Below are 24,682 nucleotides of genomic sequence, written 5' to 3' on the forward strand. Positions count from 1 at the left end.
AATGCATTTATTGGCATATGCCAATAAATTAAATGCTGTGACTGAGCAGCACTGAAGCATTTGGAGTAGAAGTCGATGATTGTTATCCCGATGACACGCGGTCACTTAGCTGGCCATTTTACCAAGGCGCAGCAACTGGCATTTTTTAATGCTCAAGGGCAGTTGCAACAGTTAATCGATAATCCGGCGCTGGGCGGTAACTGTGCGGATAAAAGCGCCATGCTGAATCATATCAAGCAACAAGGAGCGCAGGTGGTTATCGTCAATCAGATAGGTGAGCGTATGCTTGGCAAATTGCTGGATGCTGGGATCAGTGTTTGCCGGCCTAAAGAGCGCAATAGTTCACTGGAGCAACTGTTGTTAGCGGCAAAAGATACCAGTTTGCGATTGTTAGATACCAGCAGCGCCAAACCTTCGCTGCATCATCAGGCCAAGGGCGGCTGTGGTGAGCCGTGTGGTTGTCATGGTAGCGGCGGCTGTCACCATCACAACATGACCCAGAGTGTGTTATTGCAATCGAAGCAATATGTTAGCGAAGCTCACTTCAGCGGATTTAGACCGCAGAAATAGTCCGAGGACGATCGATTTAGTGATGAGGCAGAACACCATTCGCTTGTAAGTTGTCATTTTCTGTTATCTCTTCTCTGTTGCCGGCCCGAAAATGTAATTTTCCTCTTTCGTGCCGGCCTTTTTATGCATCTGCGGAATTTTCTGTGGTAACTTAACTTGTTTTTACAGTTTGCCATTCCGGGGTTCCCCGAAGGCCAGAACAGGAAGATAACAATAATGAAAAGAAAGCATTGGCTAGGCAATATTGGCGTGCAAGTGGTGTTTGCCATGATCCTTGGTGCCTTAGTTGGCTGGGCCATGGGGGATGGTGCATCAATATTTGCGCCTCTCGGAACGCTGTTTATCCATCTGATTAAAATGCTGGTGATCCCGCTGGTGTTGGTGGCGATTATCGCGGGTTCCGCTAGTCTCGGAAACACCCCCTCTGCCGGTAAAATCGGCCTTGGTACGTTTATCTTTTTTATCGGTACCTCCGCACTCGCGGTTGTATTAGCTCTGGTGCTAGGGCATGTCTTCGAACCTGGCATGGGCACTGACATTACCGCGCATGCTAAAGGGCTTGAGGCGGTGACTGCAGAGCAGGGCGCTCTACCGGGGGCTGTCGATACGATTATCGGCATGATCCCCACCAACGTATTTGAATCGCTCACCGGCGGTAACATCCTGCAGATATTGGTATTCAGTATCTTCTTTGGCATTGCGCTGACCAAAGTGAAAGGCGATGGCCCCAAGCAGGTACAATCGGCGTTAGCGACGGTGCTGGAGGCGTTGGTGTGGATGATCACTAAGGTGATGCTGATTGCGCCATTAGGGGTATTTGGATTGATGGCTGATGCGGTTGGTAGCTTCGGTTTCGATGCCATGCGCGTAGTGCTAAACCTGTTCTGGGTGTATCTGCTGGGGATCGTGATTTATACCTTCCTGTTTTTCCCGGCAATGGTGCAACTGATGTCACCAGTGTCAGCACTAAAATTCATTATGGTGATGAAAAAGCCACAGGTAATGGCATTGTCTACTGCATCCTCAATGGCCACCTTGCCCGTGAATATGCAAACCTGTGAGCAGGATCTGAAGGTCAGTAATGCCACCGCGTCATTTGTGCTGCCGCTTGGCGCTACCGTGAACATGAGTGGCAACGCCATTTACTATGGGCTGGTCGCCATTTTCTTCGCGCAGATGTACCACGTCCCATTGGATATGACCGCCTATGCCGCGATTATTCTTACCTCCACGTTAGGCGCTGTGGGGCAGGCCGGAGTGCCGGGGCCAACCTTCCTGGTGGTAGCAGTCTTATTGTCTGCGGGTATTCCCATTGATGGTTTGCCATTGCTGTTCGCGTTGGATCGAATTTTCGACATGATCCGTACCGCACTTAACATCACCGGGGATGCCGCCTGTGCCGTGATTATGGATAAATATGCACCTGCTAAAGCGAAGCCGGTGATTATCGCAGATGCTGATTAATGATTGATTATTAAAACAAAAATGCCACCTTAAACGGTGGCTTTTTTGTTGTTACTGCGGGGCTTATTGCGCATCACCGAGTGATAACAAGGTGGCGTTACCACCAATTGCGGTGATGTTGTTGGTACGGGTTTTCTCGGTCATAAAGCGTGGCAGATAGTGTGGGCCACCGGCTTTGGGTCCGGTACCGGATAACCCCTGACCGCCAAATGGTTGCACGCCCACTACCGCGCCAATCTGATTGCGGTTGATATAGACGTTGCCCACATTCACCTTATCGGCGATATCCAGCGCATGGCCCTCGTTACGGCTGTGAATACCCAGCGTCAGGCCAAAGCCGGTGCTGTTGATATCATCAATTACCTGTTGCAGCTCACTGGCTTTGTAGCGGATCACATGCAGTATTGGACCGAAGTTTTCCTTCTGCAACACTTTGATGGAATTGATTTCGACGGCGGTGGGCGCAACGAAATGCCCGTGGGCAAAGCCGCTGGGTAATTCAACCTTCTTAATCAACTTGCCAACCTGTTTGATGTGTTCAATATGCGCATTGAGATTGGCTTTAGCCGTGGCATCAATAACTGGCCCCACATCGGTTTTCAATTCTCCAGGATGCCCAAGTGTCAGCTCATCCATTGCGCCTTTGAGGAGCTCGATGACGCGCTCGGCAATGTCTTCTTGCACATAGAGAACTCGTAATGCCGAGCAGCGCTGACCGGCACTGGTAAAGGCTGAGGCCACAACATCGTTCACAACCTGTTCGGGCTGTGAGGTCGAATCCACCACCATGGCATTCTGACCGCCAGTTTCAGCAATCAGCGGGATAATCGCTCCATCACGGTTAGCTAAGGTGCGGTTAATCGCTTTAGCGGTAGCGGTTGAACCGGTGAAGCAAACACCACCAATCCGCGCATCAGCTGTCAGCGCTGCACCAACTTCCGCGCCTTTGCCAGGTAACAGTTGCAGCACGTTTGCCGGAATGCCAGCCTGATGCGCCAGCTGTACGGCCCGATAACCAATAATCGAAGTCTGTTCGGCAGGCTTTGCTACCACTGTATTGCCTGCGGCCAGTGCTGCCGCAATCTGTCCTAAGAAAATTGCCAATGGAAAGTTCCACGGGCTGATGCAGACAAAGACGCCGCGGCCTTGCAAAAACAGTTCGTTCAGTTCGCCAGTAGGGCCAGGCATCAGCTCGGGTTTTGCCATTAGCTTTTTCGCCTGAAGTGCATAATAGCGACAGAAATCTACCGCTTCGCGGACTTCATCAATGCCGTCCTGCAGACTTTTACCGGCTTCGCGGGTGCAAAGTGCGATGAGCTCTTCACGGTTTTCTTCCAATAAATCGGCCAGCTTTTGTAACGACGCAGCACGAGTGGCGACCGGCGTCCGACACCACTGCGGGAAAGCGGCAACGGCGTTAGTGACCGCCTGCTTTACCGCCAGACCATCGGTCCAGACGACGCGGCCGACCTGCTCTTGGGTGTTATAGGGGCTAACGACCGGTTGTGATTCTCCGCCGAGGGTTTCTCCGCCTATCAAGGGCCCGGCTTGCCATTGTTGATGCAGGAACGGTTCGAGTGTCTTAAAGAACGGCGCAGCTTCAGAGATGATATTCATGTTCAACCCTCTGGAGTTTTTGCGCTCACTGCCGTAGATATCCGCTGGTAGAGCGATGTTAGTGTTTGCCAGTGAAACATAACTACGGGCAGTAATCATCGGGTGAGTGATCAGCGACGCTATCGGTGTGTTAGGGTCCACCAATTTATGCACAAACGAGGAGTTGGCACCATTTTCTAATAAGCGTCTCACCAAATAGGGCAGCAGATCTTTATGGGCGCCAATCGGCGCATAGATGCGCACTGCCTGGCGGCGATTCTCTGCCAATACGGTATCGTATAGTTCCTGCCCCATACCGTGTAAACGTTGAAATTCAAATGCGCGATCTCCGGCCATATCACTGATAGCGGCCACCGTCTGCGCATTATGCGTGGCAAACTGAGGGTAGATAGCCCCCTGAGTGCGCTCGGATAACAGATAACGGGCACAGGCCAAATAGGATAGGTCAGTATTTACCTTGCGGGTATACAGCGGATAACCGCGTTCCCCTGCTTGCTGCGCCCACTTCAGTTCACTGTCCCAGTAGGCACCTTTTACCAGGCGAACGGGAATGACATCGCCCTGAGATTTCGCTAGCTTGGTGATCCACAGCAACACCGGCAGCGTGCGTTTTGAATAGGCCTGCACGACTAAGCCCAGTAATCCCCAACCTTTAGCGGCTTCGGATTGATACAGTTGCTGAAAGAGTTGCAGTGATAATTCGAGGCGATCGACTTCTTCGGCATCGATTGAGATCCCCACATTTAGCGCGCGCGCTTGTTCTATCAGCTTAACCACTGTGGCATATAATTCGGTCATTACCCGGTCTTTGTTTGCCACTTCATAACGCGGATGCAGCGCTGATAACTTAATGGAAATTGTGGGCCGTGGTGCATCGTTTTCATCGTACTGCTGTGCGCCTAATTCACTAATAGCATGGGAATAATCAGCAAAATACTTTTGTGCATCTTGCCGCGTCAGCGCTGCTTCACCCAGCATGTCGTAAGAATGGGTATAGCCGTCTTTGCGGCGTGTTTCACTGTTCTTCAGCGCTTCCTTTACCGTACGCCCTAAGACAAACTGCTTGCCCATGATTTTCATTGCCGCATACATCGCCTGGCGGATAACCGGTTCGCCGAGGCGATTGACCAGACGCTTTAACAAGTGACTGGGCGTGCCATCCAGATTGCGATCCAGTTGGATGATTTTACCGGTCAACATCAGTCCCCAGGTGGAGGCGTTAACCAGTACGGAATCGCTTTTAGACAGATGCTGATCCCACTTGGCGCCGGACAGTTTATCTTCAATCAGTGCATCGGCGGTTTCGCTATCGGGGATCCGCAGTAATGCTTCAGCCAGACACATCAGAATGATACCTTCCTGAGTTTCCAGACTGTATTGCTGCAAAAAAGCATCAATGCCGACCATCATGCCTTTTTTATCATATTGACGAACTTTGGTGACCAGCTCGTGGGCGCGACGGGTAACGCGTTCGATGGTGGTATCGTCGGCGGGAACAAGTTTTATCAGATCTGACAGATATTGCGCTTCGTCGACAATATAGTTGTCACTGATGGCAGAAAAGAGGTCGTCGAGAGTGGCATTATCATAATGGCCAGCCAGTACTTCACTCGCTTTAAACATAATTATCGTTTCCATCTAAGCCGGTTAGGCAGTTAAGGGCTGCGGAACATCTCAGACGCAAAGGGCGCTTATCGTTGTTGTATACCATTAAGAAGGCGCGTGCGCGGGCCGATTATACAAACAAAATGTGATCTGCGGCACTATCTGGAAATCAAATGTGACAATTGTTTAAACACCTAGTTTGAGCACTTGCAGGTACTAGGCAAACAAAAAGGCCGCTGTTTGAAAGCAGCGGCCTGTCAGTAAATATGTACGGCTTACATCCAGCGATTGCGGCGGCGACGCTGTGGTCGTGGCAAGTAGACCAGGATCACCCCAAGGATCAGACCGCCAGCGGCAATCAGGCCACCTTGTTGCCACATGTGAAAGCGTGCATTGTCCTGCATGTTTTCGAGTTTAGCGATAGCATTATCACGTTCAGTGGTCGCTTTTGTCAGGTCGGCCTGAGTTTTATTCAGTTTGCTTTGCAGGTTATCTAGCTGCGTGCTGACATCACTGTTCTGGCTGGAAATTGTCTGCAGTTTTGACTGGGCATCGGCTAACTGTTTTTCCATATCGGCCATACGGTAGCGCATCGATACCTGCGTTTGCAGTTTATCGGTGCGTACCCAGCCTTCACGACCTTTGGGGTCGACAATTTTGGCATAATCGCCATCAGTTTCCGGCAACAGGGTAATTTTTTCGCCGGCTTCAATACTGCCGAGAATTCGGTACTGGTTGCCCGGACCTCCATGGATAAAAATATAAATATCGTCAGAGATATAACGGGTCTGGCCTTCGGCCAACAGGGACGGGGAAAGGAGCATAGCTCCGACTAGCATCAATACTCTCAGCACGGGAATTCTTCTCTGTCGCAAAATATTGCCAACATGCTATGGATTTGTGCTTACCAATGCAAGAGGGACGTCATTTGACGTCCCTCTATCATGCTGATTTACCGTAGGTTGCACGGAATAAATCAGTTAAAAATGCCTTTGATGGTGAAGAAGAACAGGATGGATAATCCGGCTCCAGCAGGCAGTGTAACCACCCATGACACCACAATGTTGCGCACCACGTTAATATTAATTGCGGCAATGCCGCGCGCCATACCAACGCCGAGTACCGCACCTACCAGTGTTTGTGTGGTAGAGATAGGTAACCCGGTACCAGAGGCAATCACCACGGTACTGGCAGCCGCTAATTCAGCGGCGAAGCCGCGGCTCGGTGTTAAGTGGGTGATATTCTTACCGATGGTCTGCATTACGCGCTTACCGAAAATCGCCAGACCGAGCACAATCCCGAAACCACCTAATGGCAGAATCCACCAAATCAAGGGAGATTTAGCCGTGATAATACCACCACTGTTGACCACTGAAACGACTGCTGCCAATGGGCCGATAGCGTTTGCAACGTCGTTAGAACCGTGTGCAAATGCCATACAGCAAGCGGTCATCAACATCAGAATGGCAAATACTTTTTCAACGTTATTAAAGTTGGTCTGTTTGCCAGGGGCATTGGAGAGTTGCAAGCGGGAGATCGCAATTTTACCCGCAATCCCAATGAGCACGGCAATCAATATCGCCAGTAGATAAGCCTCACCAGCCGATACCTTCAAACCGACATGCTTAAGCCCCTTAGTGATAGTCACCAATGACACGACAAAGCCTGCGAAAGCCATGTAGAAAGGTACATAACGTTTGGCATTAGCGAGCGGGTTATCAGTGTTGAAAATCAGTTTTTGAACGCTTTGGAAAATACAGAAGGCAATAAAGCCGGAAATTGCGGGGGTGACGATCCAGGAACCTACGATACCGGTTACCTGACTCCACGCCACCGAATCAGGTCCGACACCCACCGCCGCAAAACCGACGATGGCACCGACGATAGAGTGGGTGGTTGACACTGGCCAACCAAGGGCCGATGCCACGACTAGCCAGATACCTGCTGCCAGCAATGACGCGATCATGCCATACACCAACAACTGAGGCGATTCGGTAAAGTAGGAAGGATCAATAATCCCGTTACGGATAGTGCTGGTTACTTCACCGCCCGCCAGGTAAGCCCCGGCGAATTCGAAGATCATGGCAATAACAATTGCCTGCTTGATGGTAACGGCATTTGCCCCTACCGAAGTCCCCATCGCATTTGCTACGTCGTTGGCCCCAATACCCCAGGCCATCAAAAAGCCGACTACGGCCGCAGTTCCTATAAGCCAGGGACCGCTAGTGATCAATACATCAACCATGCTGTGTATACCTTTATTATTAGACGCGAGCCAGCATCAGCTCTAGGCGGGAACCCACACGTTCGGCAAGATCTGCCAGGTCTCCCACCCATTCAATAATTTTGTAGAGGAACATGACGTCGATGGGGTTTAACTCCAATTCGATGGCGTATAACTGTCGACGCACCTGGATTTGCAGCTCGTCAGTGTCCTCTTCCAATACATCGAGTTCACTAATCATTTTGGCTACGAGATCCACTTCTCGGCCACGGAAACCTGCTTCCAGCAGATCGTCCAATTCATTAATCGCTTCCTTGGCCAGCGCTGCTGCGTCGAGACAACGTTGCAGATAAGCGAGGAAAGGAGTCTGAATGGCTTCGGGAACCAGCAATTCCCGGCCGATGATGCGACCGGAGATATCTTTGGCTTTATTGGCGATTTTGTCCTGTTGGGTTAGAAGTTCCAGCAGGTCAGTTCGTTCAACCGGCATGAATAATCCGCCGGGGAGGGTAAGACGTATTTCACGTTTGAGGTTGTCAGCGTCTTTCTCTTCCTGACTAATTTTCTTTCTGATGGCAACCGCGCTGTCCCAATCCTTTGCGAACGTTGCTTCAAAAAAGGGGACCAGCAGAGAAGCACAATCAAAAACTTTGTCTATATGCTCCTGCAGAGGCTTGATCGGCGATTTTGCAAACACGCCTAAAATAGAGTTTACTGGCATAGCCGTTTACCTATGAGCTCATTCCACTATTGGAAACGCGGGCGGAATGGTACCTTAAGCGTCCGCGTATTGAAACTGTGTTTTCAGCGAAAACATCACAGCTTTTATATTAACGGGTTATATAACACCCGGTGCAAAATAGTAAGACACTTTTATGACAGCATTGTGACATTAAGACATCCTGATGACATATAAGTGAATTTTTAATGACAAAACAGGCCGTTTAACTGATGGAACATGACAGTAATCATACTGAAATTGAGCTGAAACTTTTTATTCTGCCGCAATATAAAGCGTTATTGACTCATTATCTTGATCAATTGCCCGGGAGTGATGCCAAAGGGTGTCGCCAACTCAGCAACAGTTACTTTGATACACCACGGCTGGCACTAAGACAGTTGGATATGGGATTACGGGTGCGAGGTTGTGACGGCAAATACGAACAGACGATTAAGACTGCTGGCAGGGTGATTGGCGGCTTACATTCTCGACCAGAATATAACGTTGATATCAGCGGTACCCATCCAGAGTTAGCGCTGTTCCCGGCTGACATCTGGCCTGCCACACAAGACATTTCAGTGTTGCAACAACAGTTGCGGTGTCTGTTCAGTACTGACTTTCAACGTTGTCGCTGGATGATAGCCGAAGGTCAGAGCCTGATAGAGGTCGCCTTGGATCAAGGGACTATTGCTGCCAATGGCGACAGTGAGCCACTGTGTGAAGTGGAATTTGAGCTGATTTCTGGGGTGATGGCGGACTTATTACCGCTGGCACAGAAAGTGGCGCAGCAAGTTCCGGTGCGGCTTGGCAAAGCCAGTAAGGCTCAGCGTGGTTACCGGCTGGCCAATCAACGTAGCCCGTTAGCGTTAGAGGCGCTGCAGTTTATTCAGTTGCCAGCAGGCGGTGATATTAATGCCAGTCTCATTACCGTATTGGAAACTGCGCTTGAACGATGGCAGCTGCTGGAAGATATGATCCAGCAGAGCTTAACCGACACTATTCAACAACCCGCACTATGGCAGCGCTTACGTGCCTGCATCAGATTATTGCGATTGACGTTGACGCAATTTGGTTTGCATTCCGAGATTACGCTGAAGGATTTTCAATGGCTGGAACAGCAGTTAGCGTTTATCGATGAAGGACGTTATCTCGCCTGCTTATGCTCTGATCGGGCACAACTGAATGAGCTGCCACAGTTGGCAACCATAAAAGCGGCTGCCCAACAGACGTTGCAGCGCATGGACTTCGAACAACAGCTGCAATCACTTTGGCAAGACAATCGATATGGTGAACTACAGTTGGCGTTGGTACGGTTGCTGATCGAATTGCAGGGCAGTGAGGTATTGCTAGATGTAGGCGACAACCTGCAACAATTAAGCGATCGTTTGCAGGAGACTTCCTGGCAGCAATTGTTATCGGCAATGCCGGAAGCGTTGTCCACCGCAGCGTACCTGGCACTTGCCAATACCCTGGATGAGGCCATTCTGGTCGGGCTGGCCTTTGGTAGTCTTTATCCAGAGAAAGCGCGGGATCAGTTTCGTGCGCCATGGCAGGATCTGAGCGATGGGATTGTGATCCTCGGGGCTTACCATTGCGCCGAGCAATTGGTTCCTGATGCTGCGGAAGCATTAGCCGTTAAGCAACAAAGTCTGCGTTTTGCGATGGAGCATTCACGGTTAGCGGCGCTGCAAAAAATACCGTATTGGCGTTAATGCCCAATGGTGCAGGCGGCTATGTGCCGCCTTATTTATGTTGTTGGTCGAGTTGTTGTTTAAGCTCAGTAATTTCTTGCAACATCTGCTGCTGATTTTGTTCTATGCGAAGCAGCATATCATCCATCTGCTGTTTAAATTGCTGCCGCTGTGTTTCAAGGTTTTCCTGCTCATCCGGCGCGACAAAAAGTGACGCCATATAACCGGAAATTACCCCGAAAAAGCTCACGCCGCAGAGGATCACCAATCCACCAATAATATGGCCCACAGTCGTTACCGGGTAAAAATCACCATATCCCACGGTAGAGATGGTGACCAGCGACCACCAGATGGCATCTTCTGCGGTTTTAATATTCGAACCGGGTTCACCATTTTCTACTAATAGTACCAGTACCGAGGAAAACGCCACGATAGTGACCATCGCCAACAACAGACTTGCCAGCGTGGTCTGACGCCGTTGTTTCAACAATGAGCCCAAAATAGAGCGGCTCATCCGTAGCAGACGAATAACGCGTAAAATCTGAAATAACCGGGCAAATCGCAGCGGTTCGATCGCCGGAATACTGGCAACAAAATCAATCCAGTGTTCTTTTAAAAAGAGGGGTTTGTTGTCGGCTTTTATCAGGCCAACGAAGAAATTAATCAGGAAGATGCAACAGATGCTGGTATCAAGGAAGAACAACAGTTTGCGGGTTTCCTTGTCCATGGGCAGTAACACCATGCACAAGATGAGTACCACTGAAAACAGCGATAGCAACATCATCACCAGTTCAAACGGTGACAACTGCATGTTGTTAGCCCAGCGTCCTTTCAATTTCATGGTAAATCCCTGAGGGGAAGTCCTTGCGGTAACCACAGGGTAAAAAAACTACCGCGCCCTGTAAATCTATGGTTTATGCGTTGTCGTCGACGAAGTTAACCAGATCTTCCAGTACCCGTCTTTTGATTTCTAACTGGGCTTCCGCTGGCAGACCATATTTTTCCGCCAACTGAACGTAATCCTCTGTGCTCAGCGAAACGGTCAAGCGTGGCCGTTTCGGCCTCTTTGCTACGGCTAATCCGAGGATCATGCGGATTTGATCAGATGGGCTTACGCCCGTATCCAGTGCGGCTTTGCGGATGGAGTACTGAAAGCGCTCATCTAGGTCAAATGCTACCTGAGTTGCTTTGGCAGCTTTTTGGTTTTGCAGCCATTTTTCTGGAAACGGGTGGTCTTTACTCATCTGGCACTAATCTCCTGGCCAATACTCTCGAATATCGGATAATGGGCGATAAAGGGTCAACAACACATCGGTATCTCCATCTTGGTAGACTTCGATATCGATAGCCCGGCTTTCATCGCCATCCAGTAACTCGTAGGCTTCAAATGCTTCACCTGGGTTATTTTCCATAAATTGCGACGGTTTACCATGACGATAATCCTGTCGATGAAAATATCCAAATTGCGCAAAGGCAACTTGATGATATGCATCTGCCAGCCACTGTGCATAGGGTTCTGTGGCAGCGGTGAGCGGCATAGTGTTGAGTGTGGCTTTACCGGGTTCTTCGAAGATTTCAGCAAAAGCGTCCAGATCAAACAGCGCTTCTACTTGCGAGCGATGCAATTTAATGGAAAATGCCAGCCAGGTTTCGTCATCCTGCTCCAGCCCCATATAAACAGCGTCACCCGAGTTGCCTTTCAGCACAAACTCGGGTTCCTGGCTATGTTCATACTCGTAGGTGTTTACCGCTTCTACTCTGAACTGCTGCCCTCGCAATTGCGGGGGCAGGGCAAAGCTATCGTCCAGCGTCACCATATCACCTACGCGCAGATCCATTGGCTGCGTGAGCTGACGGGTAACCGGAGCATCTTTGCCGAATAACTTACCGAACAAGCTCATAAATTATGAACCTTTCTTGGCTTTCAGACGTTCCAGCACATCGTTCGCAGAGGTTTTCTGCTCGCCAATACCCGCTTCGGCCAGTTTGGCTTTTAGCGATTTGTCGCTGTTGTCAGTTTCCAGTTCTTCTGCCGCTTTCAATCTGTCGTCAAACTGTTGCTGCCGCGCTTTAATACGTTCCAGCGAGTCTTTGGCATTCAGCAACTTAGAGTTGCTGGACGCAAAGGAATCGGTAATAGAGGCGGTTGCCTTCTGTACGCTTTCAGTGGTTTTTACCATTGACAACTGGCGTTGATAATCTGCGAGCTGTCGTTCGGTTTTCTTCACCAGATCCTTCAGACGTGCGGCATGATCACTGAAGCTGGCATTGGCTGTCTGCTGTTCTTCTAACTGCTGTTCCAGTTCGGCAATCTTCTGCGCCACTTCTAACGCCAGTGTTTCATTGTTTTTTTCCAAGGCTTGCGTGGCATAACCTTCATGCTCGGCAATGGTGCGCTTCAGACGTTCGACTTCGCGTGCAGCCTGCATCTCTTTTGCCATCACGTCGGTCAATTCGCGCTTGGCTTTGGTTAAATGCTTCTCGGCATCACGGATCTCCTGTTCGAAGATTCGAGTGGCGTTCGCATCTACAATGTTTTGGCCGATTTCGGTGGCACCGCCACGGAAGGCTGTCAGAATTTTATTCAGAATACCCATAAGTTGGCTCCTTATTTCAAATAGTCGGCCATTTCGTCGATCACTTCCAGACAGTTGTCTGATAGTACCGACAGCTCTTGCTCAATCTCCAGCATGCTGGAATCCAGCGACAGAGCACCAAACAATACATATTTGTCATCAATCTTGGCGAAGGATGACAGCGGCATCGGAATGTTCAGCCCCAGCATGGTTTCGAACATCTCAGTGCGGCTTTCCTGCACCACTTCGTCTTCACCCCAGAGGTAGCTGATGCACAGGATTTGATTCTCGGTTGCGGACACGAAAATCGGGATCTCTTCACGGCCTACCACGTTGACTTGTAAAACTTCCACATCCCCATCAATGGGGTAACAATCGAACCGTTGCCCGGTTGAGCTGTTGTCGCCAAGTCCATTGAGGTGGTTGGCAATAGTGTGAATATTCATTATTGTCCTCGCTGACATATTATGTCCGTGAATAAAGATAACACCGAGACATATTATGTCAAGCATTATCTTACCTTAAAAAGTCGCGACGCCCTGGCTGTCGCTCCATGCTTGCAGATGGTAATGATACAACTGCAATGACCCTATGGTATTGGCCTTAACCTGATCATTTTTACTGTAAAAATTTTTCGGAAATTCAAACGCAGCACGGATAAGTCCAGGCGTTAGCCAATCGTCATCTACTGGCAGTTTTTGTAAGGTTTGCAGACGACTGCGGGCATCTTTGCCACTGAGAGTGCCTATGGTCCAGCCCCATTCGCCAAAGCTTGGCACATTGTGGTGATATTGATCGACTTTGAAGCCGGCTAACGCCAGCGTTTTACCGATGGAGATAAACGCTTTGGTGGCGTGATATGGTGAAGTGGACTGAATACCAATAGCACCATCGGCGCTTAATAGTTGTGCCAGCTTGCGATAAAACAGATCGGAATACAGCTTGTTGAGGTCCGGATGGGACGGATCTGGCAGATCCACAATAATGGCATCGTATTTCTGCCCTTGTTGTAGCAGGGTATCTACGCCATTAAAGGCATCATTAAACATGACCTCTACCCGCGGGTCGTTAAACGCGTTGCCATTTAACGCCAGTAACGCATGTGCCAGCCGTTTCGGCATGTCATCCGGTGGGGTTTTAAAAAGTGTCACCACCTCTTTATCCAGATCCAACAAGGTCACCTGATGCGGTTGCCATTTGTAGATTTGGCGCAGGGCTAAGCCATCACCGCCACCAATCACCAGCACTTTGTCATGACGGGCACTGGCTGCCAGTACCGGATGTACCAAATAGGCGTGGTAAATGTGCTCATCAATAGAGGAAAACTGCAACCGACCATTGATATACATGGAATATACCGGCGGTAGATGATTGCCCATCAACCGTTCGGTAAAGTTCAACTGCTGAAAGCGGGTCGCCTTGCTGTAAATAACATTGTCTTTATACAGCAGGTTGTTAAACGACTGTTCCCAGATTGGCCCTTGGGTCGCAAGGAGCAACAATAAGCCGGTTGCCAGCAGGTGTCCGGCTAGCAGCCAGTTGGCATGGCGGATGCGCTCACGAAAACGCAGAATAAACAGTAAGCCAGCCAGTAGGTTAAACCCTGCTGTCAGTGCGGCCACTAATTGGGTATCGAGTGCCAGCATGAAAGCAACCCAAATGGCGGCTCCGATGCCTGCGCCAATGTAATCCGCACCATAAATTGTGCCGGCATTATGCAGCAGATGTTCATCGCTCAACGCCTGACGTACCCTGGCAATCAGCGGGATTTCCATACCGATCATTAAACCCAGCAGCACCCCCCATAAATAGGGAAGATAGACGGCAATGGATTGAAATTTACCGATAAAACCGCCATCGGGGATTTGATCCGGCGGTAACTCCATGGTTTGAGCAATCAGTTTTGGGAGTTCATGACCGAAACCGATAACGGCGGCGGTGATGAGGATGGCTAACGACCCCAGCAGCGCCACGCTCAGTTCTAACCTGGCAAAGCCGTCAAAAGCTGATTTGATTTTACGGGCGGCAAAGGCTCCGAACCCCATTGACACGATCATCAGACCGATCATGGTGTAGATGGCAGCTTCTAACGCCCCAAGGATGCGCCCGGCGTAATGAGACAGCAGATATTCGTAGATGAGACCACAGGCAGCAAGAATGCCCATGATCCCCAGCAGCAGCATATCATCCAGCCGAGTCAGGCCGTTGCGCGTTACCGTAGTAGCTGTTACCACGACTTATGCCATCAAACCAGTCAGAATGAGTGCCACAGCAATACTGATGGCCATTTCAACAGACGCTAAGCCGATGTTCCGTTGTCGTTCTACCTCTTCTGACAGGTCGATTTTTGCTAACACCAACCATTTGACAATTTTTATTAGCACAGTCAGTACCAATAGCATCATCACAGAGAACAACAGCCAACCTAACAAATTGCTGAGGTAGGCGGTGGGGTCATAATCCATAAAGTGGCTGGCGGCGTTAAAGCTCAGGCCCATCGCAATCATCGTACCTGCATGGCGCAGTGCCAGCGCTGTGTTGCCTTCCATCAATGCCAGCTGCAAAGCGGCACCTTGATTACGGCGGGCATAGGCAATTTCCAGTCCGCGAGTCAGCACTACCAGCATTAGCTGTGATACGGCAAAGGCACTGAAGATAGCAATAAATGTATTTACGGTCAGATCTTCTGCCCACAGCAACACTGCGCGAATCACCAGTGCGGTTGCGATGGCGGCGGCGGCATCGACTATCGCGACGGAGATATTGCCTTTAAGCACTAACTCATCTTTATTGAACTGATTGAGCGCGACTTTATCGTGCAGGAATCGCCCGAGCTTAATCAGAATCAGTCCGCAGAGGCCGTAGGCAGTCATGCCAATCGCTTCTTGCAGATAGGTATGCGCTGCGGCACCGGTAATCGCCCCGGTCAGAACGATGCCGAGTGCCGCTACGGCTCCGGCTGTGCTGATGCCGAAGGCAAAGTTATCACGTACCGCCAATTCTTCGTTACTGTTGACCTTTACGCTCCAGCCCTGCATATAGCGCATCAGTGCCAGCAGAATCACCGCTATCCCAAGATCGATGGCGAGTATACCCGCCAATTGCGAAGTGATACCGAATTCCTGAAAGAGTGTCATCTTAATTCCTTTACTGTTGCTGTTTACTTACCGCGACTGATGCCTCGGCTGGTGCGAAAACCTGAATTACGGAAACTACTGTCTTTGGCATAATTGGAACGAAACTTACTGCCGCTGCCAAAACTACTATTGCTTGTTGGCGTGCTGATACTCTGCCGCGATAGCGCTGTTGAGCCAGTACGTGATTTGGCATAGGGACTATCAAAACGTTTCCCTTGTGAATCAAAGCTTTTTTTAGTGCGTTGATAGAGCTGGTCCTGAGTCGTGGCTTGTTTAGGTGAGGTATAACGGTAGCGACCAACATCGTTGTAATAACTGTAGTCACGATAGCGAGACCAGTTATCGTAGTAGATGGGACGATTGAACAAGTTGGAAAACATGGCATACATGCCATACCATTCCCAAAAAGAGGTCCCATTGGAACCACTTACCCAATGGCCATAAGACGGGTTACCGACCAACTGGCTGCCAGGACCGAAGTTTTTCGCATTGTTGGCAACGGTAGAGGTTTCCTTGCTGACGGCATTTACTCGCGCTAATTTACCGTTAGACATATCGGCAACCACATTTACCTGATCTGACAGCATATCGTTGTACTGACTCGGATCGGTTGCCTGATAGATATTTTTCAGCTCCTGCAGTTGCGCATCCAGACCGGGAAAGTTTGCGGTGTTACTGGCATCTTGTAGTCGCTGTTTGAGTGCACTGAACATGGGGCCGCTGTTCCCACCATCCTTGGCCATCTCGGTCATCAAGGGTTGCAGGTCGGGCCGCTCGGATGCGAGTATCCGAGTATATTGAGTTAACAGCATGGCGTTGCGTATCTGTCCAGCCTCTAGTTGTTGAGACAATTTTTGCAGACGTTGACTGTCAAGTTGCTGTAGCTGGGTAATTTGTTCGGGTCGGTCATCTCCACAAGCGGTGAGAGACAACAACATGAGCACTGTGACAATACGGGTAAGTATCCCTGCCATGTTTTCTCCATCTTTAGTTAGATCGGCGTTATCCAGATTTTATCTGGACCATAGGCCGGACCATCAAGTTGGTGTAATCTGTTCCGTAAGGTATTAACACTGTTTAACAATGCCATACCGGATAGATTGTGTTTAGCTTGCTTGGGGCAAGCCATACTTGGAATTATCTATAACATTATTGACATATTATGTCGATCTGATTTTGACGTACTGGGAGCAATATGGGGACTGCCACAGGCGATCTAAAGCCTTCTTATCCACTTCTTGAACAAACTTCGGACAAGCATCTGCAGCATCTGCGCAGTCGTGCGCCGGAGGTAGAGGCGGAATTGACCCCAGAACAGCAGCATGAATTGAAGCAGGTACTGGGGCTGAGTGATTTCATTGCGGAGCAATTGACTCATCATCCAGAATGGATCCAAGAGTTTTTTGCCGAAGATTTTGCAAAGCCGGAACGACAATTTTTCAGCCAGCAGTTGCAGCAGTTGATGCAGAACGTCAACAGCGAAGAACAAGCCAAAGCGGTACTGCGATACTTCCGTAACAAGCAGATGACCCGACTAGCATGGCGTGATTTCATGGGCCGGGCTCCACTGGAATCCTCGCTGTTGGACCTTTCGGTACTGGCGGAAGCCCTGATCATTTGTGCACGTGACTGGCTGTATCAAGACCTGTGCAACACGTTAGGAACGCCTTGTGATAAAAAGGGTAATCCGCAACCACTGATGATCCTCGGGATGGGAAAGCTCGGTGGCCGTGAACTCAATTTTTCCTCTGATATCGATCTGATCTTTACGTTCCCAGAACATGGCGAAACGCAAGGTGGCCGTCGGACCCTGGATAACCAGCAGTTTTTTATCCGCATGGGACAACGCTTAGTGAATCTGTTGGGGCAGGTAACCACCGATGGCTTCGTATTTCGGGTGGATATGCGATTGCGTCCTTATGGCGAAAGTGGCCCGCTAGTGGTGAGTTACAGTGCGTTAGAGGATTACTACCAGGAACAGGGCCGAGAGTGGGAGCGCTACGCGATGATTAAAGCGCGAGCGCTTGGGCCATGGAACCGCTTTTCTGACCAGCTACACGATCTGTTACGTCCCTTTATCTACCGTCGATATATCGACTTTTCCGCGATTGACTCTTTGCGGCGCATGAAAGCCCTGATCGCGCAAGAAGTGAGACGGCGGCAACTAACAGATAACATCAAACTGGGCGCGGGGGGAATTCGCGAAGTCGAGTTCGTGGTCCAGAGTTTCCAGTTGATCCGTGGTGGTCGTGAACCTGACTTACGCGTTCAAAACCTCTTTACTGCGATCAACACGCTTTATGAGCTCGGGCAAATCGACTACTTGTCGGCGGAGGAATTACGCCAGAATTACTGTTTACTGCGTCGGGTAGAAAATCTGATGCAAGCGATAGCGGATCAACAGACGCAGACACTGCCCAGTCATCCGCTTGACTGGCAGCGCTTATGTTTTGCGCTGGAAATGCAAGATGAAAAGCAGCTGCGAGACGTGATCACGGGTGCCATGCGCAGCGTGCATCGCCATTTTCGCGCCGCTGTTGGTGGTGAAGAGAGCACCGATGCTATCAATGATTGCTGGACGGTACAGTTGTGGGGTTGTCAGACACCAGAGCTGGCACAGTCGATGTTAGCGGAACATGGCATTGAGGATAATGAGTTTGCGCCGTTGCTGCGCGCCTGGTGTGACACTATCAGTCACCGCACTATCGGTCCGCGCGGTCGGGAAACCCTTGATAAGTTGATGCCAAAATTGCTGGAAGAGATTGGTTTACAGCCGTTACCGTCACACGCGCTTAAGCCCGTGTTAGGGGTGTTGGAACAGATCCTGACGCGCACGACTTATCTGGAGTTGCTTTACGAAAACCCGGGTGCCAGACAGCAACTGATAAGCTTATGTTTGGCCAGTCCTTGGATTGCCTCTGAAATAGCGCATTTCCCGATGTTGCTAGATGAGTTAATTGATCCTTCGCAGCTTTACAACACCACATCACTCGATGACTACGCCAGTGAACTGCGGCAGTACTTGTTGCGCATTCCCGAAGATGATCTGGAACAACAGATGGAGGCGTTGCGGCAGTTCAAGTTGTCACAACAATTAAAAATAGCGGCTGCCGATGTTACCGGGGTCTTGCCGGTGATGGAGGTCAGTGACCATCTGACGTTTCTCGCGGAAGCCATTATTGAACAGGTGATACAACAAGCCTGGCGCCAAATCACAGAACGTCATGGTAAGCCTATAGGTTTAGAGGCCGGTCAAACCTCATTTGCGGTAGTCGGTTACGGCAAACTCGGCGGTATTGAACTGGGCTATGGCTCGGATCTGGATTTAGTATTTCTACATGACGGTGACAACAGCGGTATGACCGATGGCGAAAGGCCGCTGGATGTGAGCCACTTTTATGTCAAATTGGCGCAGCGGATCCAGCATCTGTTCACCACCCGCACAATGTCTGGCACCTTGTATGAAGTTGATTTGCGGCTACGTCCCTCAGGTTCATCTGGATTGCTGGTCAGCAGTATCGAGGCGTTTGCTGATTATCAGTTTAATGAGGCCTGGACCTGGGAACATCAGGCATTGGTGCGCGCGCGGTTTATCTACGGCGATAACAGTTTAGCGCAACGCTTTGCTGATATTCGCAGTCAGGTGTTGCAGTTGCCACGAGACCAGCAACAGCTATGTAACGATGTCAGAAATATGCGACAGAAGATGCGTGATCATTTATTGAAAGCCCCTGCCGATATGTTTGATTTGAAGCAGAGCCGGGGGGGGATCACCGATATTGAATTCATTGCCCAATATCTGGTGCTGGCCAATGCGCACGCTTATCCAGAACTTTGCGTGTGGTCGGATAATGTTCGAATATTTGAAGTATTGGCTGATCTGGAATTGCTGCCAACCATGACGGCACAGTTACTGACTCAGGTGTATTGTGAGTTGCGCGATGATAATCATCGACTCACGCTGGCCGGCAAACCCGGTTTGTTGCCTCTGGTTGAGGTTGCGCAGCAGACGCAGCAGGTGTACGAAATTTTTGAACAGGTATTGCTACCTGGTGATGTCTGCCATGATCAAACTCCACCAGTGACTCATTGATGGAAAACTGAAAGCCAAGGAAAGTCATGAATAGTCGCACCCCTTATCAAACATTTCGCTGGCACTCAGAAATTTTTGATTGTTACAGCAATGATATAGAACAGTTTGAGCGTCAGCTGCTGCAAGAAACCGCACGACTACAACTCAAGCCTCGGGTTATCGGGCATATTGATGGCTGGCCACTGCAGCTATGGCAGTCACCTGCGGCCAATGCTGGCTTGCCTTCAGTGTTGATCAGTAGCGGATTTCACGGTGAGGAAGCGGCGGGTCCATGGGGCATGTTGCATTTCATGTCTGAGCTAACGGACACGATTTTTACTCAGGTAAATCTGACCTTGTTGCCTTTAGCAAATCCGACTGGATTCAGCAAAGGACATCGTTTCAATCGCTTTGGTGAAAACCCTAACCGTGGTTATTTATCGGTTGGTGATGGTGCGACACCGTCCTTAGAAGGCAAATTGCTGCTGGCTCATGCGCAATTGTTGTTGGCGGCCAGTCGTGATGGCATTCTTACCTGTCATGAAGACATCTTATCACAGCAAACCTACCTTTATGCCTTTGAGCCCAGTAAGCAACCCGGCGCGTTTAGTCAGGGGTTATTAGCTGCACTGACGCAGTATTTCCCAGTAACAGAGGCGGCAGTTATCGACGATTGCCCCGTTGAAAACGGCATTATCTTCAACCATTTTGACAGTTCTTTTGAAGCCTGGCTGGTACGCAGTGGCGCTAAAGCGGGGGCGTGCAGTGAAACGCCAGCTAAAGCGAATTTTGATCGCCGAATATTAGCCAACAGTGCGGTCATGCAACAATTTATCGCTGGCTCCCATAACTAAAAAACGCCCACAAAGCAGTGGGCGTTTAGTTCAAAGGCATTTTATGCATCAGTTGATGCGAGTGGGTACACCACTGCGGTCATCTAACACACGTTTTAATACCAGAGAGTTGGTATCGCGCTGTGCAATGAACCGGCTGATTTTGGGAGTAAGTTGCAACACTGTCGGCTCGGCAGAATTAAATTCTGCTTCGGTGCGTGATAGTGGGTTATGCACCTCGACCCAGCGACTGCCATCCGGCTCCAGCGCAGTCTTTATCGGTTGATTGACGAACTGTACTCGGGTACCGACCGGAACAGTTTTGAACAAATGTTCGATGTCGTTATTACGCAAACGTACGCAGCCATGGCTGACTCGTAAACCAATACCAAAACTGGCGTTGGTGCCGTGAATGGCATACAAACGTCCCACATACAGCGCGTAAAGTCCCATCGGATTGTCAGCACCGGCTGGCCAAACTGGCGGCAGGGTTTCACCTTTGGCTGCATACTCTTTGCGCATCGCCGCAGTCGGAGTCCAGGTAGGTCCGGCTTTTTTACGCTGGACTTTAGTCACCCAATTTTCCGGCGTATCTTTACCTAACTGACCAATACCGATAGGCAATACTTCTACGCTATTGCGCTCTTTGTGATAGTAATACAAGCGCATTTCCGCCACGTTGATCACGATCCCTTCCATCGGCGCATCTGGCAGGATCAGTTTATGGGGAATTAACAGCGTGCTGCGTGGCTGGGGCAGAAAAGGATCAACCCCTGCATTGGCTTCCAGCATGTTGGTCAGCCCCAACTGGTATTCGGCAGCGATGCCTTCAAGTGTCAGCTTTTTCTCTGGTACCACATAGTACTCATTGTGACCAATCAACCGACTACCATTAGTGGGTAAAGAGTATTCAATGGCACTGGCATTGACACTACATATCATCAGGCCCAAGGACAGGGCGGTATAGAACAGATTACGCATAGGAATTTTGGTTTTTACCTGCTGAATTTGAATACTGCTTTTTTAACCCGGAGCAGGCATCCTTCCCTAATTGTCGAAGAATTTCAACCGGGAGAGGCATTTTAGTGAAATTTGCTCAGAAACTATAGAGCTGCCAGCAGATATTCTTTGTTTTGCTGATTGCGGGTGTCAGATGATGCCGATTGGAACTTCAATATATGCATTAATGGCATTTAATGTATGCCTATCACTAAAAATTTTATCAAACTGTTAAAAATCGAAATTAACTTTAGCTATATGGGGTCAATAGCATTATAAGAATTTAAAATTAATAACAAAAATATTTTTAATAACTGAAAGTTATCATGTGATTATGTTACAGTGACTAGGGTCATGATAATTACGCAGAAAATGTCATTAGGAGTGACTTTTATCAAGATATAAAGCAACAACCCGGCGGATAAAAGGAGGTAGTTTTGGACGCACACACGATCAATAGTCTTTTTCTGATTGGCGCATTACTGACGGCAATCAGTGTGTTGATTAGTCCGGTATCTTCACGCTTGGGTATCCCTATCCTGGTGGTGTTCTTGGCGGTTGGCATTCTGGCCGGAGAAGACGGCCCTGGTGGGATTGTTTTTGACGATTATTCAACCGCCTATTTAATCAGTAACCTCGCACTGGCAGTCATTTTACTCGATGGTGGTATGCGAACACGTGTCGCTAGTTTCCGCGTAGCGCTGTGGCCTGCGTTATCGTTGGCAACCGTTGGGGTAGTGATCACCACCGGCCTTACCGGCATGCTGGCTGCCTGGTTATTTCATTTACAACCATTGCAAGGGCTATTACTAGGGGCAATTGTTGGGTCTACCGACGCCGCCGCAGTATTTAGTCTGCTCAAAGGTCGCAGTATTAATGAACGTGTGGGCGCTACTTTGGAAATTGAATCCGGTAGTAACGATCCCATGGCGGTGTTTCTGACGGTTACCCTGATTGCGGTGCTCGGTAGCGCTAGCCATGAGGGGATCTCGGCAAGTTTTCTAGCACTCAGTTTTATCAAACAGTTCGGTTTCGGGGGACTCTTTGGGCTGGTGGGGGGCTGGTTAATCTGGCGCACGGTTAATCGTACTCAGCTTGCTGATGGCTTATATTCCATTCTGGTGCTCAGCGGTGGTCTGATTGTCTACGCTATCTCCAATGCGCTCGGTGGCAGTGGCATCCTGTCTATCTATCTGGTCGGATTGTTTTTGGGAAACCGAGCCACCCGTGGCAAACATGCCATTCTCAACGTGCTGGACGGCATGACCTGGCTGGCGCAGATTGGTATGTTCCTGGTGCTGGGATTGTTGCTGACACCTTCGGAACTGACGGATATCTGGCTGCCGGGACTGTTGTTGGCTTTTGGCATGATTTTTATTGCTCGTCCCATCGCGGTGTGGATAAGCCTTTGGCCGTTTCGCAGCTTCCAAGCGCGTGAATTACATTTCATTTCATGGGTGGGACTTCGGGGTGCCGTGCCGATTATTCTGGCGGTATTTCCGATGATGGCCGGCCTACCTAACGCCCAGTTGTATTTTAATCTGGCATTTTTTGTGGTGTTGGTTTCGTTGCTTTTACAAGGCAGTACATTAACGTCAGCTGCCCGGCTGGCGAAAATTGAGTTACCACCTAAGCCAGAGCCGGTGTCTCGTGCGGGGATAGAGATATACCCAACTAGCGAGTGGGAGATTTTTGTGTATCGCCTAAAAGCCAGTAAATGGTGTGTCGGCGAGCCACTACGGCATTTATCCATGCCAAATGGTACTCGCATTGCGGCGGTATTCAGAGATCATGAACTGATGCATCCGTCAGGGAGTACCCGGTTAGAAGCTGACGATATCCTTTGTGTGTTAGCGCAAGAGAAGGATCTCGGGCCTTTGAGCCAACTGTTCAGTGAGGCGCCTCAGAAAAAAGATTTGCCGCGTTTTTTCGGCGACTTCTTTATTGCCATGGATGTAAAACTGGCAGATATGGCGCCGATTTATGGGTTCACGTTGGATGAAACACACTTGAGCCTGACGATTAATGAGTTAGTACAGGAACAGTTGGGCAGTTCCCCGGTGGTGGGCGATCAGTTTACTTGGCAGGGAGTCGGCTGGATTGTGGCAGATGTTCAGGATGGCCAAGTTGTTCGCATGGGGATCCGTCTACCGACGCAAGAGTTATGAATCCACGGGGCGTCAGCCCCGTAGGTTTAATGAACTCAGTTTCATTGGTAGAGCGATGGATCGGTTTGTTGCGGCCGAGTTTTAAAGCGTCGGTGTAACCACATGTACTGCGGGATATTACGACTAATCAGTCTTTCGATAATGTGATTGCCACGAATAGCATCGGCTAACTCGTTTTCACCCGGAAAGTTTTCTAACGGTGCTTCAATTTCAATAGTGTAGCCACTGTCATCGGCATTACGCTCCACGAAGAAAGGTAAGACCTTGGCTTTGCCCAATTTTGCCAGCGTCGTGCCGCCGGTGATGGTGGCGGCTTCCTTAACTGCAAAAAATGGAATGAATACGGCACTGGAGCGGCCAAAATCTTGGTCGGCGGTGTACCAGATCACGTCGGGATTGCGCAGGCAACGCACCATTTGTCTTAGATCGCGTTTAGGGATCAACGCCTTGTTGGAACGCAGCCGGCCGCGTACCTGAAGATATTCCATTAATGGGTTATTATGGGGGCGATATACACCCACCCCGGGATGAAACTGACCGAAAATACGAGCGCCCATTTCTAATGGTAAGCAATGCACTGCAAACAGAATTACGCCATGACCGGCATCAAGCGTCTGCTGCACATACTCTTGCCCTTTGATCTGCATGTGCCGCTGGATACGCGCATCACTCCACCACCAGGCATTAATCGTGTCGAAAATCGCTTTGCCAGTTTCTTCAAAGTTACGGAGCAGCAGATGTTGCCGTTGCTCTGCAGTTTGCTCAGGAAAACAGAGTGCCAAGTTACGTCGGGCGATCTTGACCCGACTCCCCGCAAGTGTCATCGCCAACCGCCCCAAGGCCGCCCCTAACTGCATCTGCCATTTAAGTGGCAACATGGTCGTGAGTTTGGCCAAGCCGATACCTAGCCACAGCAGCCAGTATCTGGGATGTAATAAATGAGCCGAAAACTGCGCCTTTTCTACCACGGTATTCCCAAGTGTTACGAAAAAATTAGCGGCTATT

General features: G+C 49.7%; 20 protein-coding genes. 6 read left to right on the forward strand and 14 right to left on the reverse strand.

Going from position 1 to position 24,682, the window contains the following annotated elements; translation table 11 throughout:
• Positions 1–75 precede the first annotated feature (75 nt).
• Together KDN34_RS03170 and KDN34_RS03175 are read left to right on the forward strand one after the other, a co-directional pair.
• The gene (locus tag KDN34_RS03170) at positions 76–570 is read left to right on the forward strand and encodes a NifB/NifX family molybdenum-iron cluster-binding protein (protein ID WP_212595490.1); all 495 of its coding nucleotides are present in this window, start codon (positions 76–78) and stop codon (positions 568–570) included.
• A 216-nt stretch (positions 571–786) separates the two neighbouring features.
• The gene (locus KDN34_RS03175) at positions 787–2,034 is read left to right on the forward strand and encodes a dicarboxylate/amino acid:cation symporter (RefSeq protein WP_212595491.1); all 1,248 of its coding nucleotides are present in this window, start codon (positions 787–789) and stop codon (positions 2,032–2,034) included.
• A gap of 63 nt (positions 2,035–2,097) precedes the next feature.
• Here the strand turns inward: KDN34_RS03175 and putA are convergent, their stop codons facing one another.
• The 4 genes from putA to KDN34_RS03195 all read right to left on the reverse strand — a co-directional run bounded on the left by putA (position 2,098) and on the right by KDN34_RS03195 (position 8,201).
• Positions 2,098–5,289: a bifunctional proline dehydrogenase/L-glutamate gamma-semialdehyde dehydrogenase PutA gene (gene putA, locus KDN34_RS03180; RefSeq protein ID WP_212595492.1), complete on the reverse strand. Its 3,192-nt coding sequence runs from the start codon at positions 5,287–5,289 to the stop codon at positions 2,098–2,100.
• Positions 5,290–5,531: 242 nt separating this feature from the next.
• Complete coding sequence (locus KDN34_RS03185) at positions 5,532–6,095, reverse strand: TIGR04211 family SH3 domain-containing protein (RefSeq protein ID WP_228730408.1); 564 nt, start codon at positions 6,093–6,095, stop codon at positions 5,532–5,534.
• Between the two features lie 137 nt (positions 6,096–6,232).
• The gene (locus KDN34_RS03190; RefSeq protein WP_212595493.1) at positions 6,233–7,501 is read right to left on the reverse strand and encodes an inorganic phosphate transporter; all 1,269 of its coding nucleotides are present in this window, start codon (positions 7,499–7,501) and stop codon (positions 6,233–6,235) included.
• Positions 7,502–7,520: 19 nt separating this feature from the next.
• Positions 7,521–8,201 carry a TIGR00153 family protein gene (locus KDN34_RS03195; RefSeq protein WP_212595494.1) on the reverse strand — a complete coding sequence of 227 codons (681 nt, stop codon included), beginning with the start codon at positions 8,199–8,201 and terminating at the stop codon, positions 7,521–7,523.
• Positions 8,202–8,431: 230 nt separating this feature from the next.
• On the opposite strand from KDN34_RS03195, the gene KDN34_RS03200 reads away from it, so the two are divergent.
• Positions 8,432–9,913 carry a CYTH domain-containing protein gene (locus tag KDN34_RS03200; protein WP_212595495.1) on the forward strand — a complete coding sequence of 494 codons (1,482 nt, stop codon included), beginning with the start codon at positions 8,432–8,434 and terminating at the stop codon, positions 9,911–9,913.
• A 31-nt stretch (positions 9,914–9,944) separates the two neighbouring features.
• Here KDN34_RS03200 and KDN34_RS03205 read toward each other — a convergent pair whose 3' ends face one another.
• The 8 genes from KDN34_RS03205 to KDN34_RS03240 form a co-directional block, all read right to left on the reverse strand.
• On the reverse strand, positions 9,945–10,733 hold the full coding sequence (locus KDN34_RS03205) for an ion transporter (RefSeq protein WP_212595496.1): 789 nt from the start codon (positions 10,731–10,733) through the stop codon (positions 9,945–9,947).
• Between the two features lie 73 nt (positions 10,734–10,806).
• Entirely contained in the window at positions 10,807–11,136 is a 330-nt protein-coding gene (locus KDN34_RS03210; protein ID WP_212595497.1) for a hypothetical protein, read from the reverse strand.
• A 6-nt stretch (positions 11,137–11,142) separates the two neighbouring features.
• Positions 11,143–11,793, reverse strand: a complete 651-nt coding sequence (locus tag KDN34_RS03215; protein WP_212595498.1) for a hypothetical protein — start codon at positions 11,791–11,793, stop codon at positions 11,143–11,145.
• Positions 11,794–11,796: 3 nt separating this feature from the next.
• Positions 11,797–12,489 (reverse strand): PspA/IM30 family protein, encoded by a 693-nt coding sequence (locus tag KDN34_RS03220; protein WP_212595499.1) that lies wholly within the window; start codon positions 12,487–12,489, stop codon positions 11,797–11,799.
• Between the two features lie 11 nt (positions 12,490–12,500).
• Positions 12,501–12,914, reverse strand: coding sequence for a YjfI family protein (locus KDN34_RS03225; protein WP_212595500.1), 414 nt, complete (start codon positions 12,912–12,914; stop codon positions 12,501–12,503).
• A 75-nt stretch (positions 12,915–12,989) separates the two neighbouring features.
• Positions 12,990–14,702: a polyamine aminopropyltransferase gene (locus KDN34_RS03230; RefSeq protein WP_228730409.1), complete on the reverse strand. Its 1,713-nt coding sequence runs from the start codon at positions 14,700–14,702 to the stop codon at positions 12,990–12,992.
• A gap of 3 nt (positions 14,703–14,705) precedes the next feature.
• Complete coding sequence (locus KDN34_RS03235; protein ID WP_212595501.1) at positions 14,706–15,605, reverse strand: DUF350 domain-containing protein; 900 nt, start codon at positions 15,603–15,605, stop codon at positions 14,706–14,708.
• 23 nt (positions 15,606–15,628) lie between these two features.
• Entirely contained in the window at positions 15,629–16,579 is a 951-nt protein-coding gene (locus tag KDN34_RS03240; protein WP_212595502.1) for a hypothetical protein, read from the reverse strand.
• A gap of 221 nt (positions 16,580–16,800) precedes the next feature.
• On the opposite strand from KDN34_RS03240, the gene glnE reads away from it, so the two are divergent.
• Both glnE and KDN34_RS03250 read left to right on the forward strand, forming a co-directional pair.
• Positions 16,801–19,698, forward strand: a complete 2,898-nt coding sequence (gene glnE, locus KDN34_RS03245) for a bifunctional [glutamate--ammonia ligase]-adenylyl-L-tyrosine phosphorylase/[glutamate--ammonia-ligase] adenylyltransferase (protein ID WP_212595503.1) — start codon at positions 16,801–16,803, stop codon at positions 19,696–19,698.
• Between the two features lie 26 nt (positions 19,699–19,724).
• Complete coding sequence (locus KDN34_RS03250; protein WP_212595504.1) at positions 19,725–20,531, forward strand: N-acetyl-ornithine deacetylase; 807 nt, start codon at positions 19,725–19,727, stop codon at positions 20,529–20,531.
• Positions 20,532–20,579: 48 nt separating this feature from the next.
• Here KDN34_RS03250 and KDN34_RS03255 read toward each other — a convergent pair whose 3' ends face one another.
• Positions 20,580–21,491: a L,D-transpeptidase family protein gene (locus tag KDN34_RS03255; RefSeq protein ID WP_212595505.1), complete on the reverse strand. Its 912-nt coding sequence runs from the start codon at positions 21,489–21,491 to the stop codon at positions 20,580–20,582.
• A gap of 455 nt (positions 21,492–21,946) precedes the next feature.
• Between KDN34_RS03255 and KDN34_RS03260 the strand changes: the two genes are divergently transcribed.
• Complete coding sequence (locus tag KDN34_RS03260) at positions 21,947–23,677, forward strand: potassium/proton antiporter (protein ID WP_212595506.1); 1,731 nt, start codon at positions 21,947–21,949, stop codon at positions 23,675–23,677.
• 41 nt (positions 23,678–23,718) lie between these two features.
• Here KDN34_RS03260 and KDN34_RS03265 read toward each other — a convergent pair whose 3' ends face one another.
• The gene (locus KDN34_RS03265) at positions 23,719–24,645 is read right to left on the reverse strand and encodes an LpxL/LpxP family Kdo(2)-lipid IV(A) lauroyl/palmitoleoyl acyltransferase (RefSeq protein WP_212595507.1); all 927 of its coding nucleotides are present in this window, start codon (positions 24,643–24,645) and stop codon (positions 23,719–23,721) included.
• Positions 24,646–24,682 lie beyond the last annotated feature (37 nt).

This window comes from Shewanella yunxiaonensis (genome assembly GCF_018223345.1).
Classification (GTDB): Bacteria; Pseudomonadota; Gammaproteobacteria; order Enterobacterales; family Shewanellaceae; genus Shewanella; species Shewanella yunxiaonensis.